The organism is Nocardiopsis sp. iso_237 (genome assembly GCF_056173345.1).
The window spans coordinates 1097015-1117092 of record NZ_CM149669.1 but is presented as its reverse complement, the minus strand read 5'-3'; the positions used below and the strand labels follow the sequence as shown (position 1 = coordinate 1117092).

Sequence of the window (20078 nt, the reverse complement as noted above, 5' to 3'; positions counted from 1 at the left end):
GACGGTACGGGGATGTGTTCACGCCTCCAGTTCACCAGAGGTCGACGACCATCGCGGACGCCACGGCGGCGCCCGGCACCCCCGTCAGGCCCCGCTTCCCCCGTCCCATCGGGCTTCCCGCATGTCCACCCGGTCGCCGCTCGGGCGCATCGGTGTGGCCTCGGCCGCGTAGTGGGATCGGGCACGTACGAGGTGCCCCTCGGCGGGGCGCCCGTCCGAGCGCACCACCCGCCACCAGGGCACCGCCCCGCCCCAGCGGGACATCACCGACCCCACCTGCCGGGGGCCGCCCCGACCGACGTACTCCGCGATGTCGCCGTAACTCATGACCCGGCCCGGCGGGATCCGTTCGACCACCGAGAGGACCTCCTCGGTGTACTCGTCGACGGGCTCCGACTCGTCCTCGCCGGGTTCTCGGGGGTGGGGCTCGACCATGCGCCGAGCCTATCCACCCCCGCCGACACCCGTCGGCGTCGGCTACTCGGACACGACGTTCATGTGGGTGCCCCACGCCAGCTCCGGGTCGCGCCTGCGCGCCGCGCGGGCCTGCACCAGCCCGTAGGCGCCCAGGGCGGCGATGATCGCGCCACCCACCCACGCCGTGATCGCGGCCCCCAGGACGTCGGTGTAGCCCAGCGCCCACGGCAGGACGAACAGCAGGACCCCGGCCGCCGTCACGCCGAGTTCGGTCACCAGCGCTCCGGGCCTGGTCAGGGACATCGTGGCCATGACGATGACCGCCAGGCCCACCAGGAGGAACGTCGCCCCGGAGAAGCCGTACATCCCGTGCCCGACCCAGCTCAGACCCACGGCGAGTCCGAGGACGACCGTGGCCACGTCCGCCCAGCGTCCCTTCTCACGCATCACGCCACCTCCTCGCGGCAGGGGCCGGTGCCGAGGGTCGGCAGCGCGCCCCGTGCGTGATTCGTACCCGTCTATCCCACTTGGTAGGGCTTCGGGCCAGGGAAAACTCCACCCGGAAACACGAAGGGCGGCGCCGGTGCTCCGGCGCCGCCCTCTCGGTTCGCTAGTACTCGGGCAGGCTCGGGTCGACCTGGTTGATCCAGGCCAGCACGCCGCCGCCCACGTGCACGGCGTCGGAGAACCCGGCGGCCTGCACGGCGGCCAGCGCCTCCGCCGAGCGCACGCCGGACTTGCAGTGCAGGACCACGCGCTTGTCCTGGGGCAGCTGCTCGAAGGCCTTGCCGTTGAGGAACTCGCCCTTGGGGATGAGCGTGGAGCCCGGGATGCTGACGATCTCGTACTCGTTCTTCTCGCGCACGTCCACGAGGAAGATCTCGTCGGGCTTGTTGTCCAGCAGCTCCTTGAGCTCCGGAGCGGTGATGGTGGAGCCCGAGGCGGCCTCGGTGGCCTCCTCGGACACGGCGCCGCAGAAGGCCTCGTAGTCGATGAGCTCCGTGACCGGCTCGGTGTCCGGGTCCTTGCGGACCTTCACCTCGCGCCAGGTCATCTCCAGGGCGTCGAAGATGAGCAGGCGGCCGACCAGCGGGTCACCGATGCCGGTGATGAGCTTGATCGCCTCGTTGACCATCACCGAGCCGATGGACGCGCAGAGCACGCCCAGGACGCCGCCCTCGGCGCAGGAGGGGACCATGCCGGGCGGCGGGGGCTCCGGGTAGAGGTCGCGGTACTGCGGCCCGTACTCGTTCCAGAAGACGCTGACCTGACCGTCGAACCGGTAGATCGAACCCCACACGTAGGGCTTGTTCAGGATGACGGCGGCGTCGTTGACCAGGTACCGGGTGGCGAAGTTGTCCGTGCCGTCCAGGATCAGGTCGTAGCCCGCGAGGATGTCCAACGCGTTGTCGGACTCCAGGCGGTCCTGGTGCAGGATGACCTCGACGTTGGGGTTCACGTCCTTGATGCTGTCCCGGGCGGACTCCGCCTTGGGACGGCCGACGTCGCTCTGCCCGTGGATGATCTGACGCTGGAGGTTCGACTCGTCGACGACGTCGAAGTCGATGATGCCGAGCGTGCCCACACCGGCGGCGGCCAGGTAGAGCAGGGCCGGGGAACCGAGACCGCCCGCGCCGACGACCAGCACCTTGGCGTTCTTCAGGCGCTTCTGGCCGTCCATGCCCACGTCGGGGATGATCAGGTGGCGCGAGTAGCGGCGCACCTCGTCCACGGTCAGCTCGGCGGCTGGTTCGACCAGCGGCGGCAGCGACACGGTGACTCCTCATGACTGTTCGGATCGCTCCGCGTCCACCTGGGGGGCGGTGCGCGGAGCTGCTTGCAGTTATACCCAACCTAACGGGTGGGGTATTCCATTCCCACCCCGGGTGGGCGTGGTACTCGTCGCTTCCTGACCTCCGTCAACCACCGAGGCCCGGGAGTTCATTCCACGCGGTGCGCGGCGGTCGGCCGCGCGGCTCCCCTTGCCCCGACACCCGGCGCGGGTAGTGTCACTCGTACGCTCCGCGACGATGTTGGGAGGACCCGGTGGCAACTGACAGTGGGAACCGACGCACCGCCCCCGTGGAGGAGGACCCCGCCTCGGCGGTGCCCGAGGCCGACGCGGCCGAGCAGCGCGAACGGGCGGACGACGGCGAACCCCGTGAGGACTGGACCGAACGGGCCTCGGAGGAGAACTTCGACCAGGCGGACGAGGCCGACGTGATCGAGCAGGTCCGGGAGGCCGGACAGGACGAGGACGAACGCCGCTGACCACGGGCGTCCCTCCGTCCTCACCGCCCACACCGAACCTACGCCGGAGTAGGATGAGAAAAAAGCTGCGGGCCGCGTCACAGAGCCGAGGCCGGGCCCGACAGCGTCAGCCACGCAGATGTCCGGTGAACGGCGTGCATCTGCAATGCCGAGTTCGGAGGGTGTGGGTGTGACAGCTCCATCAGACGCCCGCGCCCGGGGCACGCGACTGCCCCGGGTCCGGCGCCGCCGCCAACTCCTGGCAGCGGCTCAGGAGGTCTTCGTCGCCCGCGGCTACCACGCCGCGGCGATGGACGAGATCGCGGACCGCGCGGGAGTCAGCAAGCCGGTCCTGTACCAGCACTTCCCCGGGAAGCTGGAGCTCTACCTGGCCCTTCTGGAGGAACACTCCGAGGCCCTGGTCGAGAAGCAGCGGGAGGCGCTGGAGAGCACCGACGACAACCGTCAGCGCGTCACCGCCAGTTTCCAGGCCTACTTCGACTTCGTCGCGGGCGACGGAGAGGCGTTCCGGCTGGTCTTCGAGTCCGACCTGCGCAATCTCCCGGCCGTCCGGGAGAAGAGCGAGCAGACGTTCCAGCGCTGCGCGGAGCTGATCGGCAAGGTGATCCGCCAGGACACCAGCATCTCCGACGACGAGGCGCACCTGCTCAGCATCGCGCTGGTCGGCATGGCCGAGACCAGTGCCCGGTACTGGCTGAACAACCACGGCGCGATCCCCAAGGACGCCGCCGAGCAGCTGGTGGCCCGGCTGGCCTGGCGCGGGATCAGCGGCTGGGACCTGACCCGGCCCGCCGACGAGGACGAGACCGGGGACTGACCCCCGGGCCGCACACGTCACGGCCCCCGGAACACGATCGTGTTCCGGGGGCCGTTCTTCTTTTTCCGCAATTACGCCCCGGCATTGTCCCGAATCACCGGTCGAAAAAGAACCACAGAATGGCCATTCCTCGTCCAAGACTGGGCAATCAACGCGACACCGGCATTCGGAACGGTTCAATTATCGTGCGACGGGTATCGCGGAACTGAGAAGTAACGCGCTTCTCTTCGCCGTATCCGCCCGGCACCGGCAACCGGTCAACCGGACGGAACCGACGATTCGGGGGTGAGGACGTATGGACATCGGTCAGGGCCTGATGGACGCCTGGCAGACGGTGGCGGGTTTCGTGCCGTTGCTGCTGGGCTTCCTGGTGATCCTGGTACTGGGCTGGATCATCGCCTGGTTCGTGGGGAAGGGCGTCGCCAAGGGCCTGCACAGCGTCGGTCTGGACCGCGCACTGCACCGCGGAGGCGTGGGCGAGTACTTCGAGCGCAGCCGCTGGACCGCCAGCGAGCTGGGCGGGAAGATCATCTACTACGTCGGCCTGTTGTTCGTGCTGACGCTGGCGTTCAACGTCTTCGGACCGAACCCGGTCAGCACGCTGCTCAACGACGTCATCGCCTGGATTCCGCACGGCATCGTGGCGCTGGTGATCGTCGTGGTGGCGGCCATGATCGCCAAGGCCGTCCGGGACCTGATCACCGGTGCCCTGGGAGCGCTGTCCTACGGCCGCTTCCTGGCCAACGTGGCGGCCGTGGCCGTCCTGGCCCTCGGTGTCATCGCCGCGCTGAACCAGATGGGCGTGGCCACGACCGTCACCCTTCCGGTGCTGGTCGCGGTGCTCGGCACCATCGGCGGCATCCTGGTGGTCGGCGTCGGCGGCGGACTCATCCGGCCGATGCAGTCCCGCTGGACGAACTGGCTGGACGCGGCCGAGCGCGAGACCGCCCGCGTGAGCGGCGGCGAGAGCAGCTACAAGGCGGGACGCGAGGCGGCCATGGGCCGACCCGGCGCCACCGCGGAGGAGGGCTCCAAGGAGGAGGCCTCCAGCCTTCCGGGGCAGCGCGGGAGGGGCGGTGAGCCCACCTCGTAGCCGCGAGGGAACAGAGCAGCAGTAGAGGGCGGGGCCGTCGGCCTCGCCCTCGTCGTGTGTGCGCCGCCGGTGCGGCGCCCCGTCACAGGAACTCGGAGTCCCGCAGCTCCTGCCGGGACAGGCTCTCGATACGTCGGAACGCCAGCACGCCCGTGGCGATCATCGGCAGGAACGCCAGCCAGAAGACGACGCTCCTGGGACCGGTGAACACCATCGACACGAGCGCGACGACGAAGATCAGTGCGAAAAGCGCGAAGTCGACGCGATCCTGTTGGATCAGGACGCCGACCGGTGGGCGCGCCGCCCCATGCCGACCGCTCCTCATTCGCTTTCCTTTCTCGCGGCTCTTCGGGCCGCTCCGCCGGTCACGGTGCCCGGGTACCGCCTCGCCCCTGGAACACCGAGAATGCCACGTTGCATTCCGCAGGCCACTGGAACCGGCGCGGTGCGCCGATCCGGGTCGGGCCGTCGTGGTTCACCGGTGCCAATTCAGCGTACGCCCAAGAGGCGGCTTCCGCCGGAGAACCAGAAGGGCGATGACAGCGAGAGGAATCGCGTCGCAGATCACACCCGCCTGCGGACGTCACCAACCTAGCGGACGAAACCACGGTCCTTCGCCAGTCGGCAGATCGCGAGAATACGGAGTGTCTCCCAGTCATAGCTGGCGTCCTCGGAGTCCCAGCCGCGTTCGAGGCAGCCGTCGAGGAATCCGTGCAGGTACGTTCCGAGCGTGTTGGCGGTGAGCTCGGCGCCGCCGGAGACGATGCCTTCGCACACCTGTGCGGCGTGCTGGTCCAGCTCAGCGCTCATCCAGGGAGGCACCGGCGCGTCGAGGGGGCCGATCTTGTGGAAGTCACGGGTGAGTCCGGCCAGCGGGTGGCGCACGGAGGTCCCACGGGGCATGGAAGTACCTACTCGCGTGGTCAGGAGACGGGAAACTCCATCGACTCTATGTGCGCCGAGCCAATGGATCGTAACGAATGTGTTGGAAATTACCCGCTCTTGACCAAGTGGGACCAAGTCCCGGTCAAACTCCCGAGAAGGCGGCAACCACCACCGGACGGGCGATCCGGACGCCTATTCGGCCAGACCCATGGCGGAGAGTCGGGCCGCGTGCCCCTCCGTGAGCGAGGCGAACATCCGGCTGACGGCGGCGAGGTCGCCCAGACCCGAGTCGCCCGCCCTCCCGTTCCGCTCGGCCACCTTCGGGTCACGCGCCAGCAGCGCGGCCAGCCGGGGCCGGTCCACGGCCACCGCCTGCGCCTGGCTCAGCGCCTCCCCCACCAGGCGACGGGCCCACAGGGACAGGCGCCCGGCCAGCTTCGGGTCCTCCGCGAGTGCGGCGCGCACCTGGCCTGCGACAAACTCGGCCCGCTCGGTCTCCGCCAGCACGTCCTCGACGAGGGCGCGGGTGTCGGCGTCGGCCAGCTCGGCGACCCTGCGGTAGAAGTCACCCGCGATGCCGTCACCGACATAGGTCTTGACCAGGCTCTCCAGCCAGCTCTGCGGTTCGGTGCGCTCGTGCCAGGCGTCCAGCGGCCGCAGGAACGGGGCCATGGCCTCCTCCGGGTCCACCCCGAGCTCCGCCAGGCGCCGGTGGAGCGCCTGGTAGTGGTTCTGTTCCGTGGCGGCCAGACCGGCCAGCTGACCCTTGGTCCGCAGCGAGGGCGCCAGACCGGCGTCGTCGGCCAGACGGAAGAAGGAACCGAGCTCGGCGTAGGCGAGCAGGCCGAGCAGATCGATCACGCCGGGATCGGCAGAGGAGCCTTGGGTCATGCCCGTCAGGGTATCGTCCGGCCCCTCCTGCACCCAATCGGGGACTAAACGCCTCCTGGGAACGGTTGCACCGGCTGGGAGCGGGTACGGTCACGCCCGTCGGAGCCCGCCACGCGGCGGGGTCCACAGCACAGTGACCAGCTATGTGCACCGGGCTAACCAGCAGCTAGACTCAGCGTGATGACCGGCGCGCACGATCGCGGCGCCGCGTCCCGCACCCCCGCGACGCGGGCCCTCCCGCGCGCACCTTCCGGCGCCGCGGACGCGGGCGCCCAGCGACGTGCCAGCCGGACACCACAACGTGTCCTCACGAGCAGTGCGGCGTGAGGGAGCAACGGCCCACGCGCCCAGCTACGCACCGCACACGACAATCCAGCGGATGGAACCGAGACATCGTGACCAGGGAACCCCCCGGGCCGCGCGGGTCCAGTCGGCAGCGCCACCGGGGCTCCCTCGCCGAAGCGGGAACCGGTGAGCCGCGCCCTCCGCGGCGGCCAGAAGCCGCCCGCGACCGCACCCCGCCGCGGCCACGAACAACGCTGCGGCCCGCCTAGATGGAGGCTTGAGCCCTGAGCAGCACAGAAGCATCAACGACACCCACGACCACCTTCCGCGACCTCGGCGTGAGCCCGGAGATCGCGGACGCCCTGGAGGCGGAGGGGATCATCTCCCCGTTCCCGATCCAGGAACTCGCCCTGCCCATCGCGCTGAACGGCAGCGACATCATCGGCCAGGCGCGCACCGGCACCGGCAAGACCCTCGCCTTCGGTCTTCCGCTGCTCCAGCGCGCGCAGGACAAGCCGGGCACGTCCAAGCGGCCCCGCGCCCTGGTCGTCGTCCCCACCCGTGAGCTGGCCATCCAGGTGGCCGCCGACCTCACCACCGCCAGCAAGCGCAGCGGCGGCCGCATCCTGACCGTCTACGGCGGTCGCTCCTACGAGCCGCAGATCAACGGGCTCAAGGAGGGCGTCGACGTCGTCGTCGGCACCCCGGGCCGTCTGCTCGACCTGGAGAACCAGAAGCACCTGCGGCTGGACGAGGTCGCGGCGGTGGTCCTGGACGAGGCCGACAAGATGCTCGACCTCGGTTTCCTCCCGGACATCGAGCGCATCCTCAAGAAGATCCCGACCGAGCGCCAGGTGATGCTCTTCTCGGCCACCATGCCGAGCGAGATCGTCACGCTCTCCCGGAACTACCTGCGCCAGCCCACCCACGTGCGGGCCGGCGACGACAACGAGATCGACGGCTCGGCCATCACCAAGCGGATCGCCCAGCACGCGTTCCGCACCCACCAGATGGACAAGCCCGAGATGCTGGCCCGGCTCCTCCAGTCCGAGGACCACGGCCAGAGCATGGTGTTCTGCCAGACCAAGCGGGCCTGCGACCGCGTCGCCGGGGAGCTCAAGGACCGCGGCTTCGCCGCCGCGGCCGTCCACGGTGACCTCGGCCAGAGCCAGCGTGAGCGCGCCCTGCGGGCCTTCCGCAACGGCAAGATCAACATCCTGGTCGCCACCGACGTGGCCGCCCGCGGACTGGACGTCGACGACGTGACCCACGTGGTCAACTACGAGACGCCCGAGGACGAGAAGACCTACACGCACCGCATCGGCCGCACCGGCCGCGCGGGGCGTACCGGTACCGCGGTCACGTTCGTGGACTGGCAGGAGATGCCGCGCTGGAAGCTGATCAACGGCGCCCTCGACCTGGACTTCCACGAGCCCGAGGAGACCTACTCCACCTCGCCGCACTTCTTCGAGTCGCTGCGCATCCCCAAGGGGACCAAGGGCAAGCTGGCCATGGACAAGCGCGGGGAGCACGCCGGTCTGGAGGCCGAGGAGGTCGAGGACATCGGTGACACCGGGCAGCCGCGCGGCGGCGACCGGGGCGGCCGCAAGGGCCGTGGTGACCGCAAGGAGCGCGGCGAGCGCGGTGAGCAGGGAGGCCGTAAGGCTTCCACCACCCGCGACCGCGACCGCGGCCGTTCGCGCCGACGCACCCGCAGCGGTGAGAACGTCGGCCACTCCGAGGGCACGGCGGAGAAGGCCGCGGTGAAGGCCGACGTCCCCGCCAAGGGCCCGGAGCAGTCCGGCGAGGGTGACGGGGCCCGCCGGGTCCGCCGTCGTCGTCGCACCCGGGGCGCCGTGCGCCGCGACCCCGAGAACACCTGAATCACCTGATCCGAGAACGGTCGAATCCGCGTCGGGTACCCCCGGACCGGTAGTCCCATCGTCTAGGGTGGCCCGACGTGAGTACACCTGAGTTCCTCGATCCGCCGCCGGGTGTGCGGCGCACGGACCTGCGTCTTTCGTATGGTCCGGTGGCCGCACTCCGGGCCCAGCCCACCTCCGGCGGCACAGTCCTCGCCCCCGCTGTCCTGGTGCACGGTTTCACCGGCAGCAAGGAGGACTTCATCGCCCTCCTCCAGAGCCTGGCCCAGGCCGGGCGGGAGGTGGTGGCGATCGACCTGCCCGGCACGTACCGTTCGCCGGGCCCCGAGACCCTCACCCCGCCGCCCGGGGTCGAGCTGCCCGACTACCGCCTTTCCTCCCTGGGCGCGGTGGTCGGAGAGGTGCTCGACGTCGTCGGCGACGGCGGCCCCGTTCACCTGGTGGGGCACTCCTTCGGCGGCCTGGTCTGCCAGGAGGCGGCGCTGACCGAGCTCGCGCCGCTGGCCTCCCTCACCCTGATGTGCTCCGGCCCCGGTGCCCTGAGCGGCCCCGCGGCGGACCGGGCACGCAACCTCATCGCCGCGCTGTCGATGGACCCCACCCCGGAACGGCTCCGGACGCTGTGGGACGAGCGCTTCGCCGCCGAGGCGCGCGCCCGCACGGCCAAGCCCGAGGTCGTGGACTTCCTGCGCGAGCGGTTCCTGGACACGAGTGCCCTGGCCTTCATCCGGATGGCCGAGGACCTGCTGGGCGCCCGGGACCGGATCGACGAACTGGCCGGGGTCGACCTCCCCGCCCTGGTCCTCTACGGCGAGAACGACGACGCCTGGCCGCTGGCCGAGCAGGACGGCATGGCCGAGCGCCTGGGCGCGCGTCGGCTGGTGGTTCCCGGCGCGGGCCACTCCCCCAACGTGGAGGCCCCCGAGACCACGTCGAGCGCGCTCACGGACTTCTGGAACGAGACGGAGTCCGTCGGTCGGCGCTGAGCCCCGTCCGCGGACTCGTGGCAGCTGGAAACGGCCGGGTGGCCGCCCCCGTGGGGAGCGGCCACCCGGCCGTTCGCGGGTCCGGAGGGATCAGACCCAGGAGTCGAAGTTGCGGCCCTCGGCCTCGACCGTGGTGGACGGGCCGCGGTCCGGGAGGACGCGGGTGTCCGGCGGCAGGGACAGCAGGCCCTCTCCGATGGACGCGAGCTGGGTGGTGTAGTCGATGTACGTGTTGCCGACCATGCCGGGCTCGCCCTTGCGGAGGATGTCACCGCTGAACACGGCGCCGAGCTCGCTCACGTAGTAGCCGACGGAGCCGTTGGTGGTGCCGGGCAGGGCCAGGACGTCGATGTGCAGGTCACCGATGTCCAGGGCGCCCTCACCCTCGACGTCGATCTCGGGGCGGTGCTCCGCGCCGTGGAGGCGGCGCCAGGCACGCATCTCGCGGGGGTGCAGGGCGATGTCGGCCTCGGTCTCCTGGGCGATGGCCAGGGCCGACTCGATGTGGGGGCTGTAGCCGTTGGTGCAGGCCACCAGGTAGACCTCGCGGTCACCGACGGCCTTCAGGATCGCCTCGGCGTCGTGGGCGGGGTCGATGACCACGACTCCGTCCTTGTCGGCCTCGATGATCCACGTGTTGCTGATGATGTCGTACTTCTCGCCGTCGAACTCGAAGGTCCCGGCGGTGCGGACACGGGTGACGCCGTCGGAGTCGGGGCCGGTGACTCCGACCTCCACCGCCTCGTCGTCCTCGTCCTCGTCCACGGACCCGGCGGCGGTCTCGTCCTCCGCCTTGTCCTCGTCCTCCGCCTCGGCGTCGGCCTCGGCGGCGGTCTCGTCGGCGTCGTCCTCGGACTCACCGGCCCCGTCGGCCTTGGCGTCGTCGTCCTCGGTCTTCTCCGCGTCGGTCTCCTCGGACCCGGAGTCCTCGGCGTCGGGCTGGTCCTCGGCCCTGACGTCCTTCTCCTCCGCCTTCGCGTCCTCGGACCCGACCGCGTCGGTCTCGGTCTCCTCGGTGGTGTCCTCCGCGACCTCCGCAGCGGAATCGGTGGCCTCCTGGCCGTCCTGCTTCTTCGGCTTCCGCTTCCAGAACACGGCTACAGACCTCTCATCCAGGGGTAAGTGCTACAACACTGCGACCATTCTCGCGTCCCCGCGCAGTGGTCCGTACCGTACCGAACACCGGGCTCCGGCGGCAGGTCACCCCACGATCAGCGGAACCCCGGTCGCGGGGGCCGTGAGCTCCTCGAACGCCTCGGGCGCCGTGGTGCGGCAGCCCAGCCGGTGCCCGGTCAGGGATCCGTGGTCGTCACTGGATCCGGTCACCACCACACCCAGATCGGCGGCGACGCCCCGCCAGAACTTGCGCTGGGTCCGGTTGTGCGAGGGGTGGTCGGCCTCGATCCCGCCCAGACCGGCCGCCGCCATGCGCTCGGCCAGCGCCACCGGAACGGCGCCGTTGGTGGCGCCCTCGGCCCGCCCCGGGTGGGCCAGGGAGCAGACCCCGCCCGCCTCCCGGACCAGTTCGACGGCGCGGACGGGGTCGATCGCGTACCGGGACGCGTAGGCGGGGCCGCCCGAACCGATCCACTTGTCGAAGGCGTCCTGCACGTCCCGGGCCGCGCCCGCCTCCACCACCGCGCGTGCCAGGTGGGGGCGGCCGATGGTGTTGGCGTCGGCGTACTCCGGCTCGCCCGCCCCGGCGATCTCCAGCACCCGCTCCCAGGTCACGTCCACGCCGTGCTCCTGGAGTTTGCCCACCATCTCCTCGGCCCGCGAGGCCCGGTCCGACCGGACGCGGCGGAGCTCGGCGGCCAGACCGGCGGAGTCGGGGTCGAACAGGTAGGAGACCAGGTGGACGCTGGAGCCCTCATAGGCGCAGGACAACTCCATGCCGGGGACCAGGGTGAACCCGGACGGCAGGTGCTCCGCGGCCTCCCCGATCCCGCCGACCGTGTCGTGGTCGGTCAGGGCGAGTACGTCGAGTCCGGCGGCGACCGCGTACGCGATGACCTCGGCTGGGGCGTCGGTTCCGTCGGAGACCGAGCTGTGGGAGTGCAGGTCGATACGTGTCACCGGGCGATTGTACGTAAGCGGGGGCGTTCCCCGCTCGGTACGGGGACCCGACCCCGGTCAGTCCTGTTCGCCGTCGACCACCAGGATCCGGCTGAGGAACGGGCTGGGCGCCCCGAACGGCGGTTCCAGGGCGACGCCGCCGTCCCGGAGGTCGCGCAGGTCGCGCAGTGAGCTGACCTCGCACATCACCAGACCGGTGTCGGCGGAGGCGAAGACCAGCCACAGCCAGTGGGAGAGCGCCTCACCGGCGTAGGCGGCTCGGTCGCGCCCCACGTCCAGGTTCCACAGCGCCATCTCGTGCCCGTCGAAGCGCACCTTGGCGTCGGGCGGGCCGGAGTCGAAGCCGTGGCCGGGGTCGGGCCCCTCCAGACCGGCGATGCGGGCGCCCAGGCCGATCCCCGGGTCCTCCGCGACGATCACCGCCTCACCCACGCCGCCGAGCGGGTTGGGGCCGGACAGGGCCACGGCCACCGCCAGGGCGCCGCTGCGCTCGTCCCCGACCTCCGCGAACCCGGTGACCACCCACCCCGTCGGCAGCGGCCACGGGACCCACACGGGGACCCCGGCCTGTGCGAGGAGAGTGTCGAGTGCGGCGGGGCCGGGTGCTCGTACGCCCTGGAGGGGTGCCACCGCCCCGTGGGCGTCACACCTCCACGCGCTGGTCCACAACCCCGGGGGTTGTACGGCGCGTCCGCAACGTGGACACGAGGGCTGGGCTTTCATGTCCTACGTTTTTACCCGAGTGGTGTCCTGCGAAAACGCGGAGCGGGCGGGGTGCGATCGCACCCCGCCCGCTCCGGAACCTGAGGACCGACGGCCCCCCGTTCACTGCCTACTGCTGCTGACGCTTCCGGTTCGCGGTGATCCGGCCGCGCTCCTTCTGGTCGAGGATGACCTTGCGGATGCGGACGTTCTCCGGCGTCACCTCGACGCACTCGTCCTCACGGCAGAACTCCAGGGCCTGCTCCAGGGAGAGCTTGCGCGGCGGCACCAGGCGGACGAGCTCGTCGCCGGTGGCCGAACGCATGTTGGTGAGCTTCTTCTCCTTGGTGATGTTGACGTCCATGTCGTCGGAGCGGGAGTTCTCCCCGACGATCATGCCCTCGTACACCTCGGTGGTCGGCTCGACGAACAGCGTGCCGCGCTCCTGGAGGTTGAACATCGCGAACGCGACGGCCACACCGGCGCGGTCCGCGACCAGGGAGCCGTTCGGCCGGGAGCGGATGTCACCGAACCAGGGCTCGAACTTCTCGAAGACGTGGTTGGCGATACCGGTGCCGCGCGTCTCGGTGAGGAACTCGGTCCGGAAGCCGATGAGGCCGCGGGACGGGACCAGCCAGTCCATGCGGACCCAGCCGGTGCCGTGGTTGACCATGTTCTCCATACGGCCCTTGCGGACGCTCAGGAGCTGGGTGATGGCGCCCATGTACTCCTCGGGCGCGTCCACGGTGAGGCGCTCGACCGGCTCGTGCACCTTGCCGTCGATGTTCTTGGTGACCACCTGCGGCTTGCCCACGGTCAGCTCGTAGCCCTCGCGGCGCATCTGCTCGACCAGGATGGCCAGCGCCAGCTCGCCGCGGCCCTGTACCTCCCAGGTGTCAGGGCGCTCGGTCGGCAGCACGCGCAGGGAGACGTTGCCGACGAGCTCCTTCTCCAGGCGGTCCTTGACCAGGCGGGCCGTGACCTTGGCACCCTTGACCTTGCCGACCAGCGGCGAGTTGTTGGTGCCGATGGTCATGGAGATGGCGGGCTCGTCCACCTTGATGAGCGGCAGCGCCACCGGGTTCTCGGGGTCGGCGAGGGTCTCGCCGATCATGATCTCCTCGATACCGGCGATGGCAGCGATGTCACCGGGGCCGGCCTTCTCGGCGGGCTTGCGCTCCAGACCCTCGGTCATGAGCAGCTCGGTGATCTTGACCTGCTGGGTGGTGCCGTCGGTGCGGATCCACGCGACCTGCTGGCCCTTGCGGAGCTCGCCCTGCTGGACGCGGACCAGGGCCAGGCGGCCGAGGAAGGGGGAGGCGTCCAGGTTGGTGACGTGGGCCTGGAGGGGCGCGTCCGGGACGTACTCGGGGGCCGGGATCGTGTCCAGGATGGTGGAGAACAGCGGAACGAGGTTGTCGTTGTCGGGCACGGTGCCGTTGGCGGGGCGCTCCAGGGAGGCCTTGCCGTCACGGGCGCACGTGTAGACGATCGGGAACTCGATCTGCGACTCGTCGGCGTCCAGGTCCATGAACAGCTCGTAGGTGTCGTCCACGACCTCGGCGATCCGGCTGTCGGGCCGGTCCACCTTGTTGATCACGAGGATGACGGGGAGCTTGGCCGCGAGGGCCTTGCGGAGCACGAAGCGGGTCTGCGGAAGGGGGCCCTCACTGGCGTCGACGAGGAGGACGACACCGTCCACCATCGACAGACCGCGCTCGACCTCGCCACCGAAGTCGGCGTGGCCGGGGGTGTCGATGATGTTGATGACCACGTCCTCGCCCTCGGGCGTGGTGTAGTGCACCGCGGTGTTCTTCGCGAGAATGGTGATGCCCTTCTCGCGCTCCAGGTCGTTGGAGTCCATCACACGGTCGTCGACATCCTGGTTCTCCCGGAAGACTCCGGACTGCCAGAGCATGGCGTCAACGAGGGTCGTCTTGCCGTGGTCGACGTGAGCCACGATGGCGACGTTGCGCAGGTCACTGCGGCGGGCGGAGCCCTCGACGGGCGTAGCGCTGGACATGCTTAAGTCTCGATCTCCTGTACTGGGTAGAGACCGCAGAGTGCCACGGCCCGTAGCCAGTTTATGCGGTCATAGCGGGCTGGTTGGGAAACGTACAGGTCACCCCGGTTAGTTTCGTCACCCTGGAAGGGGTGCGGACCGGGGTCCGCCGATCGCCCGGAATCCCTGTCAGGAAGGGCTTTCGTGCGTTCGGAGGAGCGGGGGGAGCGCCTCCAGGAAGGGGACGTCGGCGGGCATCCAGTCGAGGTCGCGGAGCCCCTCCGCGGGCACCCAGCGGACCTCCCGGTGCTCCAGCGCACGGGGTTCCCCGGCGAGGAGTTCGGCCCGCAGCAGGCGCAGCACGGCGGGGCGGGTGTGTCCGTCGGAGGGCGCGGGGAAGGGCACGTCGGCGCCGACCGGTTCCCCGGCTCGGACGGTGACGCCCAGTTCCTCCCGGCACTCGCGGACCAGTGCCTGGGCGGGGGTCTCCCCCGGTTCGGTCTTGCCGCCGGGGAACTCCCACAGTCCGCGCAGGCGCTCGGGTTCGGCTCGCTGGGCGGCCAGGACGCGTCCGTCTCGGATGATGGCCGCGCCGACCACGATGAGTGTCTCTCCCACGGGGAACCACCCTAGGCCCTCGCGACGAACTCAGGGGCTGTCGAGGCCCCCTCCCGCCCCGGTGCCCACGCCGCCGGGGTCGGCCGCCGCGAGGTGCCCGCGACGGTCGGCCCCGGAGGCCTCCCCGCTACGCCTCCACGGCGGAGGCGTTCAGCACCCCGGGGATCCGCAGCAGCCTGCCCTGCCGGTCGCTGACGTAGACCGCGTCGTGGGCGTGGTCCAGCCCGATCCCGCAGACCTGGCCGAGACCGTCCGCCGCCGCGCGTTGGAGGCCCTTCTCCTCGCCGTCGGTGCGGACGACCTCGTGCAGTCTGCCGCCCGCCGGGTCGGCCACGTAGGCGTGACCCGAGCCGTCCAGCGCCACGCGGATGCTCTGTCCCAGGGCGGTGGCCACCCGCTGCGGGGTGGCCTCCTCCGCCGACAGGTCGACCTCGTACAGCTCGCCCCGGTCGTACTGGCCGACGTAGGCCCGGTCACCGTTCAGCGCCACCCCGGCGGCCCTCGGCACCGGCCAGCTGCGCCGCCGCTCCGCCGAACCGCCGTTCAGGTCGTACTCGACCAGCCTTCCGGCCCCGAGGTCGCTGACGTAGACCCGGTCGTTCGCCGGGTCCACCGCGACGCCGTAGGCGTACACACCGTCCACGACCGTCACGGGTGCGGCGGAGGGGTCGGAGAGCCTCACCGTGATCAGGCGCCGGTTGTTGTGGTCGGTGAGGTAGGCCCTGTCCCCGGGCAGGTCCAGCGCCACGTCGTTGGTGTCCCCCAGGCCCTCCGCGACCCACTCGGTCTCGCCGCTGTCGAGGTCCACTTTGTGGAGCCGACCGCCGCGACCGCGCTCGACCACGTACGCCTTCCGGCGGTCCGGGTCCAGTGCGAGGCCCTCGGCCCTGCCCAGCCCCGTGGCGACCTCGTCCGGGGTCGCCTTCGGGACCTCCGGTCGCGCCAGGTCGACCTTGTGGAGGGGGTGGTGCTTCTCCTCGAAGACCAGGTTCTCCAGCTCGAAGACCTCGTGCTCCCCTGCCAGGGTGGAGACGACCTCGGCCTCGCCCCTCTGCATGAAGGGTTTGCCGTCGTCGGTCAGGTCGAAGGCCTCCTTCTCCTGGCCGGTCTCGTTGAGTTTCCACGCGAGGACCCTGGAGTACCGCGGGTTCTGTGACTGGGGTCCGGCGGGCCGCACCTCCTTGACCTCGACCGGCTCGGGGTAGTAGAGCGCGACCCAGCCGCCGAAGGTGATGGGGAACTCGTAGTCGAACCGGCGCACCTGGCGGCGCTGGGTGGCCAGCACGTCGACCCGGCTGCCGACCTCACCGCTCAGGGTGGACGACGTCTTGAACCCGGTGGTGAGTGAACCGCTGACCGAGCCGGTGATCCCGAGCATCAGCTGGGCCGACAGCTCCCCGGTGCCCGTCGCGGTCCCCGTGGCCGTGGTCGTGCTCGTGGTCTGCGACTGGGACTCCGTGTCGACGCCCTGGTTGTCCTTGCTGTTCTTCAGGGTGGTCTTCTGGGAGTTGTTCAGGGCCATGCTCTTCTGGAGCTGCTGTTGCAGCGAGGCGGTGGCCTTCGCGCCGAAGGTGAGCTGGACCTGCCCCTGGAGCGACCAGCTGATGGTGTTCGAGATGGAGAACTCGACCGTGTGCGACCAGGTCGTGGGGGTCGGGTCGGTCCGGTTGACGTACGTCTGCTTGGAGACGACGTCGGGCGGCGGCTGCGTGATGTCGCCGCGCTCCTCGACGAGGGGCACGCCGACCGTCATGTAGGCGCGCCACTCGCGTTGGTGGGCCGTGTCCTCCCGGTCGGGGAAGTCCCCGAACCGCCCCTTGTTCAGGGAGAACCCGGTGGGGTACACGTACCGGTCCTTGCCGTCGGAGGTCTTCCGCTCCGCCTTTCGCCTCAGTTTCTCCCGGTCCCGTTCCAGGATGACCGGCGCCTTGGCGGCGATGTCGAGTTCCTTGAGGTTCCGCCCCGTCATCGGGTGCCGGATGAAGCGTTCTCCGAGACGGGTCGTGCTCACGTGGTTCTTGGTGGGGCCGCCCATGGCCTTCTCCTTTTCTCGTGACGGAACTCAGGTGGTGGTGCCGATTCCCGAATGGCGACCGGGCGTCATTCCCTGGGCGGCTCGCGGTCGAAGCCCCTGACGTTCGCCGTCGACTCCTCGTTGTCCTTCTTCAGCCCGTCCCGTTCCTCGGCGCTGATCCTCGGTTCGTCCTCCTCCTCGACCTCCACCCGCACCCTGCTGAAGGCCTGGTCCTTGGCGGCGGAGGCCGTTCCGGCGGTGGACTCGGGGTCCTCGCTGGCGTCCTGCTGCTCGGCGGCGACCGTCCGGGTGTTCCCGAACAGCGGGGTGACGAAGTTGGTCAGGATCTCCAGCGCCTCCGGCGAGGTCTCGCGCACGAGCTTCGGATCGCGCTCCACCTCGGGGATTCCGTCGAAGAGCTCCGGGTCCACGCCCTCCCACTCGGGGCGGGCCCCCGGGACCCTTCCGTGCACGTTCCGGGCGGACTCCTCGGCGGACCCGGCCTCGTTCCCGCCGGTGCCGAAGATGTTCTTGAAGGTCATGGCCCTCTCCCATTTCTGCTCTGGTCTCTCACGGGATCACTGCTACTGCGAGGCCTCGCTTTCGCACCACCGGGTTTCGATCGAAGGGTTCACCGCGCACCACTGATGAGGGCGAATCGCCACGGGGCGCATTCACCGGATTTCACTGATGAGTCGGGGGGTCGAGGGTGACGTCATTTCCGGGACGGGGACTCCGCGCCCGTCCATACCCCCATGATGAACCATGTACGCGGTTCATGCATGCTTTTTCCGGACAGAAACCCACCAGCCTCGCAATTGGTCTGCAAAGTCTGGAATAAGAACCTCACGAATTAGATAGACCTATGTCCGGACATGCGAATTTCGAGGGCGCGCCGGGTCGGCCGAGGCGAAGCGGGGTTCAGTCCCCGAGGGGTCTGAGCAGCCGGTGGGCGAGGGAGGTGTGCCGCCGCCCCGAGGAGGCGTTGGCGACCGCGCGGTCCAGGGCACGGCGCGAGCCCACCAGCACGACCAGCCTCCTGGCCCTGGTGATCCCGGTGTAGAGCAGGTTGCGTTGGAGCATCATCCACGCCGAGGTGGTGACCGGGATGACCACCGCCGGGTACTCACTGCCCTGGGAACGGTGCACGGTCACGGCGTAGGCGTGCGCGAGCTCGTCGAGCTCCGCGAAGTCGTAGGCGACCTCCTCGTCCTCGTCCGTGCGCACGGTGAGCTCCTGGGCCACCGGGTCGATGCCGGTGACCACCCCCAGGGTCCCGTTGAAGACGCCGTTCGCGCCCTTGTCGTAGTTGTTGCGCACCTGGGTGACCTTGTCCCCCACCCGGTACACCCGGCCACCCAGCCTGCGCTCGGGTACGTGTTCCCCCGGCGGGGTCAGCGCGGCCTGGAGCGCGGCGTTGAGGTTCACCGCACCGGCCGGTCCGCCCTTCATGGGGGTGAGGACCTGCACGTCACGGCGGGGATCCAGGGAGAAGCGCCGGGGGATGCGCCGCGCGACCACGTCCACCACCGTCTCGGCGGCGTCCTCGGCCTCCTCGCACGCGAACAGGAAGAAGTCGGACATCCCCTGGAACTCCGGCGGCTCCCCCTGGTTGATCCGGTGCGCGTTCGTGACCACACCGGACTGCTGGGCCTGGCGGAACACGTGGGTCAGGCGCACGCGGGGGACGGGCGAGCCCTCCTCCATCAGGTCGCGCAGGACCTGCCCGGCGCCCACGGACGGCAGCTGGTCCACGTCACCGACGAACACCAGGTGCGCCCCGGGCGGAACCGCCTTGACCAGCTTGTTGGCCAGGACCAGGTCGAGCATGGAGGCCTCGTCCACCACGAGGAGGTCGCAGTCCAGCGGGTTGTCGCGGTCGTGCGCCGCCTCACCGCCGGGGCGCAGTTCGAGGAGCCGGTGGACGGTGGAGGCCTCGTGGCCGGTCAGCTCGGTCAGGCGCTTGGCGGCCCGTCCGGTGGGGGCGGCCAGGATGATCCTCGCGTCCTTGACCGACGCCATGGTGACGATGGAGGACACGGTGTAGGACTTGCCGCAGCCCGGACCGCCGGTGAGCACGCAGACCTTCCTGGTCAGCGCGGTGCGCACCGCCTCGCGCTGGGCCCGCGCCAGGGTGGCCTCGGAGCGCCGGTCGAGCCAGTCGAGGGCCCGGGGCCAGTCCACGTCGGTGAAGGCGGGCAGCCGTTCCAGCGGCGTCTCCAGCAGGGACCGCAGCCCGCTGGCCAGTCCGATCTCGGCACGGTGGAAGGGGAGCAGGTAGACCGCGCGAACCGGCGCGCCCTCCGGTCCGGGCACGGTCTCGCGGACCACGCCCTCGGCGGCGACCAGCTCGGCCAGGCACTCGATGACCAGCCCCGCCTCCACCTGGAGGATCTTCACGGCGGCGGAGATGAGCCGTTCCTCGGGCAGGAAGCAGTGCCCGTCGCCACTGGACTCCGAGAGGGTGAACTGGATGCCCGCCATCACCCGCTGCGGGCTGTCGTGCGGGATGCCGACCGCCTGGGCGATGGTGTCGGCGGTCCGGAAGCCGATGCCCCACACGTCCGAGGCCAGCCGGTAGGGCTCCTCCTGGACGACCCGGATGGAGTCGTCGCCGTACCTCTTGTAGACCCGCACCGCCAACGAGGTGCTGACCTGGACCCCCTGGAGGAAGACCATCACCTCCTTGATGGCCTTCTGTTCCTCCCAGGCGTCGGTGATGAGCCCGGTCCGCTTGGGGCCCAGCCCGGGTACCTCGATCAGCCGGGCGGGCTCCTCCTCGATGACGTCGAGGGCGTCGGTGCCGAAGTGGTCGACGATCCGCTCGGCCATTCGCGGCCCGATCCCCTTGATGAGCCCGGAGCCGAGGTAGCGGCGGATGCCCTGCACCGTGGCGGGCAGCACGGTGGTGAAGTCGTCCACGTGGAACTGGCGGCCGTACTGGGGATGCGATCCCCAGCGGCCGTACATGCGCAGTGACTCGCCGGGCTGGGCGCCGGGGAGGGAGCCGACCACGGTGAGCAGGTCGGGGCCGCCGCGCCCGGTGTCGACCTTGGCGACGGTGTAGCCGCTCTCCTCGTTGGCGAAGGTGATCCGTTCCAGGACGCCCTGGACCACCGCCCGCGCGGGCGCCGACAT

General features: G+C 70.3%; 19 protein-coding genes. 5 read left to right on the top strand and 14 right to left on the bottom strand.

Annotated features, from left to right (window positions below; translation table 11 throughout):
- Positions 1-84: 84 nt before the first annotated feature.
- From AC0VYM_RS05215 to moeZ, 3 genes are all read right to left on the bottom strand, one after another.
- The gene (locus AC0VYM_RS05215; protein WP_475459557.1) at positions 85-435 is read right to left on the bottom strand and encodes an MGMT family protein; all 351 of its coding nucleotides are present in this window, start codon (positions 433-435) and stop codon (positions 85-87) included.
- A gap of 42 nt (positions 436-477) precedes the next feature.
- Positions 478-864, bottom strand: coding sequence for an SPW repeat domain-containing protein (locus AC0VYM_RS05210; protein WP_475459554.1), 387 nt, complete (start codon positions 862-864; stop codon positions 478-480).
- A 163-nt stretch (positions 865-1027) separates the two neighbouring features.
- Positions 1028-2191 carry an adenylyltransferase/sulfurtransferase MoeZ gene (gene moeZ / locus AC0VYM_RS05205; protein WP_475459552.1) on the bottom strand — a complete coding sequence of 388 codons (1164 nt, stop codon included), beginning with the start codon at positions 2189-2191 and terminating at the stop codon, positions 1028-1030.
- A 272-nt stretch (positions 2192-2463) separates the two neighbouring features.
- On the opposite strand from moeZ, the gene AC0VYM_RS05200 reads away from it, so the two are divergent.
- The 3 genes from AC0VYM_RS05200 to AC0VYM_RS05190 all read left to right on the top strand — a co-directional run bounded on the left by AC0VYM_RS05200 (position 2464) and on the right by AC0VYM_RS05190 (position 4598).
- Positions 2464-2688, top strand: a complete 225-nt coding sequence (locus tag AC0VYM_RS05200) for a hypothetical protein (protein WP_475459550.1) — start codon at positions 2464-2466, stop codon at positions 2686-2688.
- Positions 2689-2857: 169 nt separating this feature from the next.
- Positions 2858-3505, top strand: a complete 648-nt coding sequence (locus tag AC0VYM_RS05195) for a TetR/AcrR family transcriptional regulator (protein ID WP_475459548.1) — start codon at positions 2858-2860, stop codon at positions 3503-3505.
- A 295-nt stretch (positions 3506-3800) separates the two neighbouring features.
- Complete coding sequence (locus AC0VYM_RS05190) at positions 3801-4598, top strand: membrane protein (RefSeq protein WP_475459546.1); 798 nt, start codon at positions 3801-3803, stop codon at positions 4596-4598.
- Between the two features lie 82 nt (positions 4599-4680).
- Here the strand turns inward: AC0VYM_RS05190 and AC0VYM_RS05185 are convergent, their stop codons facing one another.
- From AC0VYM_RS05185 to AC0VYM_RS05175, 3 genes are all read right to left on the bottom strand, one after another.
- The gene (locus tag AC0VYM_RS05185; RefSeq protein ID WP_475459543.1) at positions 4681-4923 is read right to left on the bottom strand and encodes a hypothetical protein; all 243 of its coding nucleotides are present in this window, start codon (positions 4921-4923) and stop codon (positions 4681-4683) included.
- Positions 4924-5189: 266 nt separating this feature from the next.
- Positions 5190-5501, bottom strand: coding sequence for a DUF6401 family natural product biosynthesis protein (locus tag AC0VYM_RS05180; protein ID WP_378747907.1), 312 nt, complete (start codon positions 5499-5501; stop codon positions 5190-5192).
- A gap of 174 nt (positions 5502-5675) precedes the next feature.
- Positions 5676-6374: a ferritin-like fold-containing protein gene (locus AC0VYM_RS05175; protein ID WP_475459540.1), complete on the bottom strand. Its 699-nt coding sequence runs from the start codon at positions 6372-6374 to the stop codon at positions 5676-5678.
- A 623-nt stretch (positions 6375-6997) separates the two neighbouring features.
- Here AC0VYM_RS05175 and AC0VYM_RS05170 point away from each other — a divergent pair.
- A complete protein-coding gene (locus tag AC0VYM_RS05170; RefSeq protein WP_475459538.1) occupies positions 6998-8542 on the top strand; it encodes a DEAD/DEAH box helicase in 1545 nt (514 codons plus the stop codon).
- A 113-nt stretch (positions 8543-8655) separates the two neighbouring features.
- The gene (locus AC0VYM_RS05165) at positions 8656-9528 is read left to right on the top strand and encodes an alpha/beta fold hydrolase (protein WP_475462946.1); all 873 of its coding nucleotides are present in this window, start codon (positions 8656-8658) and stop codon (positions 9526-9528) included.
- A 90-nt stretch (positions 9529-9618) separates the two neighbouring features.
- Here AC0VYM_RS05165 and AC0VYM_RS05160 read toward each other — a convergent pair whose 3' ends face one another.
- The 8 genes from AC0VYM_RS05160 to recD2 form a co-directional block, all read right to left on the bottom strand.
- Positions 9619-10623, bottom strand: a complete 1005-nt coding sequence (locus AC0VYM_RS05160) for an MBL fold metallo-hydrolase (protein ID WP_475459536.1) — start codon at positions 10621-10623, stop codon at positions 9619-9621.
- Between the two features lie 105 nt (positions 10624-10728).
- Entirely contained in the window at positions 10729-11604 is an 876-nt protein-coding gene (locus AC0VYM_RS05155) for a PHP domain-containing protein (RefSeq protein WP_475459533.1), read from the bottom strand.
- A gap of 57 nt (positions 11605-11661) precedes the next feature.
- Positions 11662-12327, bottom strand: a complete 666-nt coding sequence (locus AC0VYM_RS05150; RefSeq protein ID WP_475459530.1) for a DUF6758 family protein — start codon at positions 12325-12327, stop codon at positions 11662-11664.
- 109 nt (positions 12328-12436) lie between these two features.
- Positions 12437-14329 carry a translational GTPase TypA gene (typA, locus tag AC0VYM_RS05145; protein ID WP_475459527.1) on the bottom strand — a complete coding sequence of 631 codons (1893 nt, stop codon included), beginning with the start codon at positions 14327-14329 and terminating at the stop codon, positions 12437-12439.
- Between the two features lie 168 nt (positions 14330-14497).
- Positions 14498-14926, bottom strand: coding sequence for a (deoxy)nucleoside triphosphate pyrophosphohydrolase (locus AC0VYM_RS05140; protein WP_475459524.1), 429 nt, complete (start codon positions 14924-14926; stop codon positions 14498-14500).
- A gap of 127 nt (positions 14927-15053) precedes the next feature.
- Positions 15054-16961, bottom strand: coding sequence for a Vgb family protein (locus AC0VYM_RS05135; protein ID WP_475459521.1), 1908 nt, complete (start codon positions 16959-16961; stop codon positions 15054-15056).
- 65 nt (positions 16962-17026) lie between these two features.
- On the bottom strand, positions 17027-17482 hold the full coding sequence (locus AC0VYM_RS05130; RefSeq protein WP_475459518.1) for a hypothetical protein: 456 nt from the start codon (positions 17480-17482) through the stop codon (positions 17027-17029).
- Positions 17483-17861: 379 nt separating this feature from the next.
- Positions 17862-20078, bottom strand: a complete 2217-nt coding sequence (recD2, locus tag AC0VYM_RS05125; RefSeq protein WP_475459515.1) for an SF1B family DNA helicase RecD2 — start codon at positions 20076-20078, stop codon at positions 17862-17864.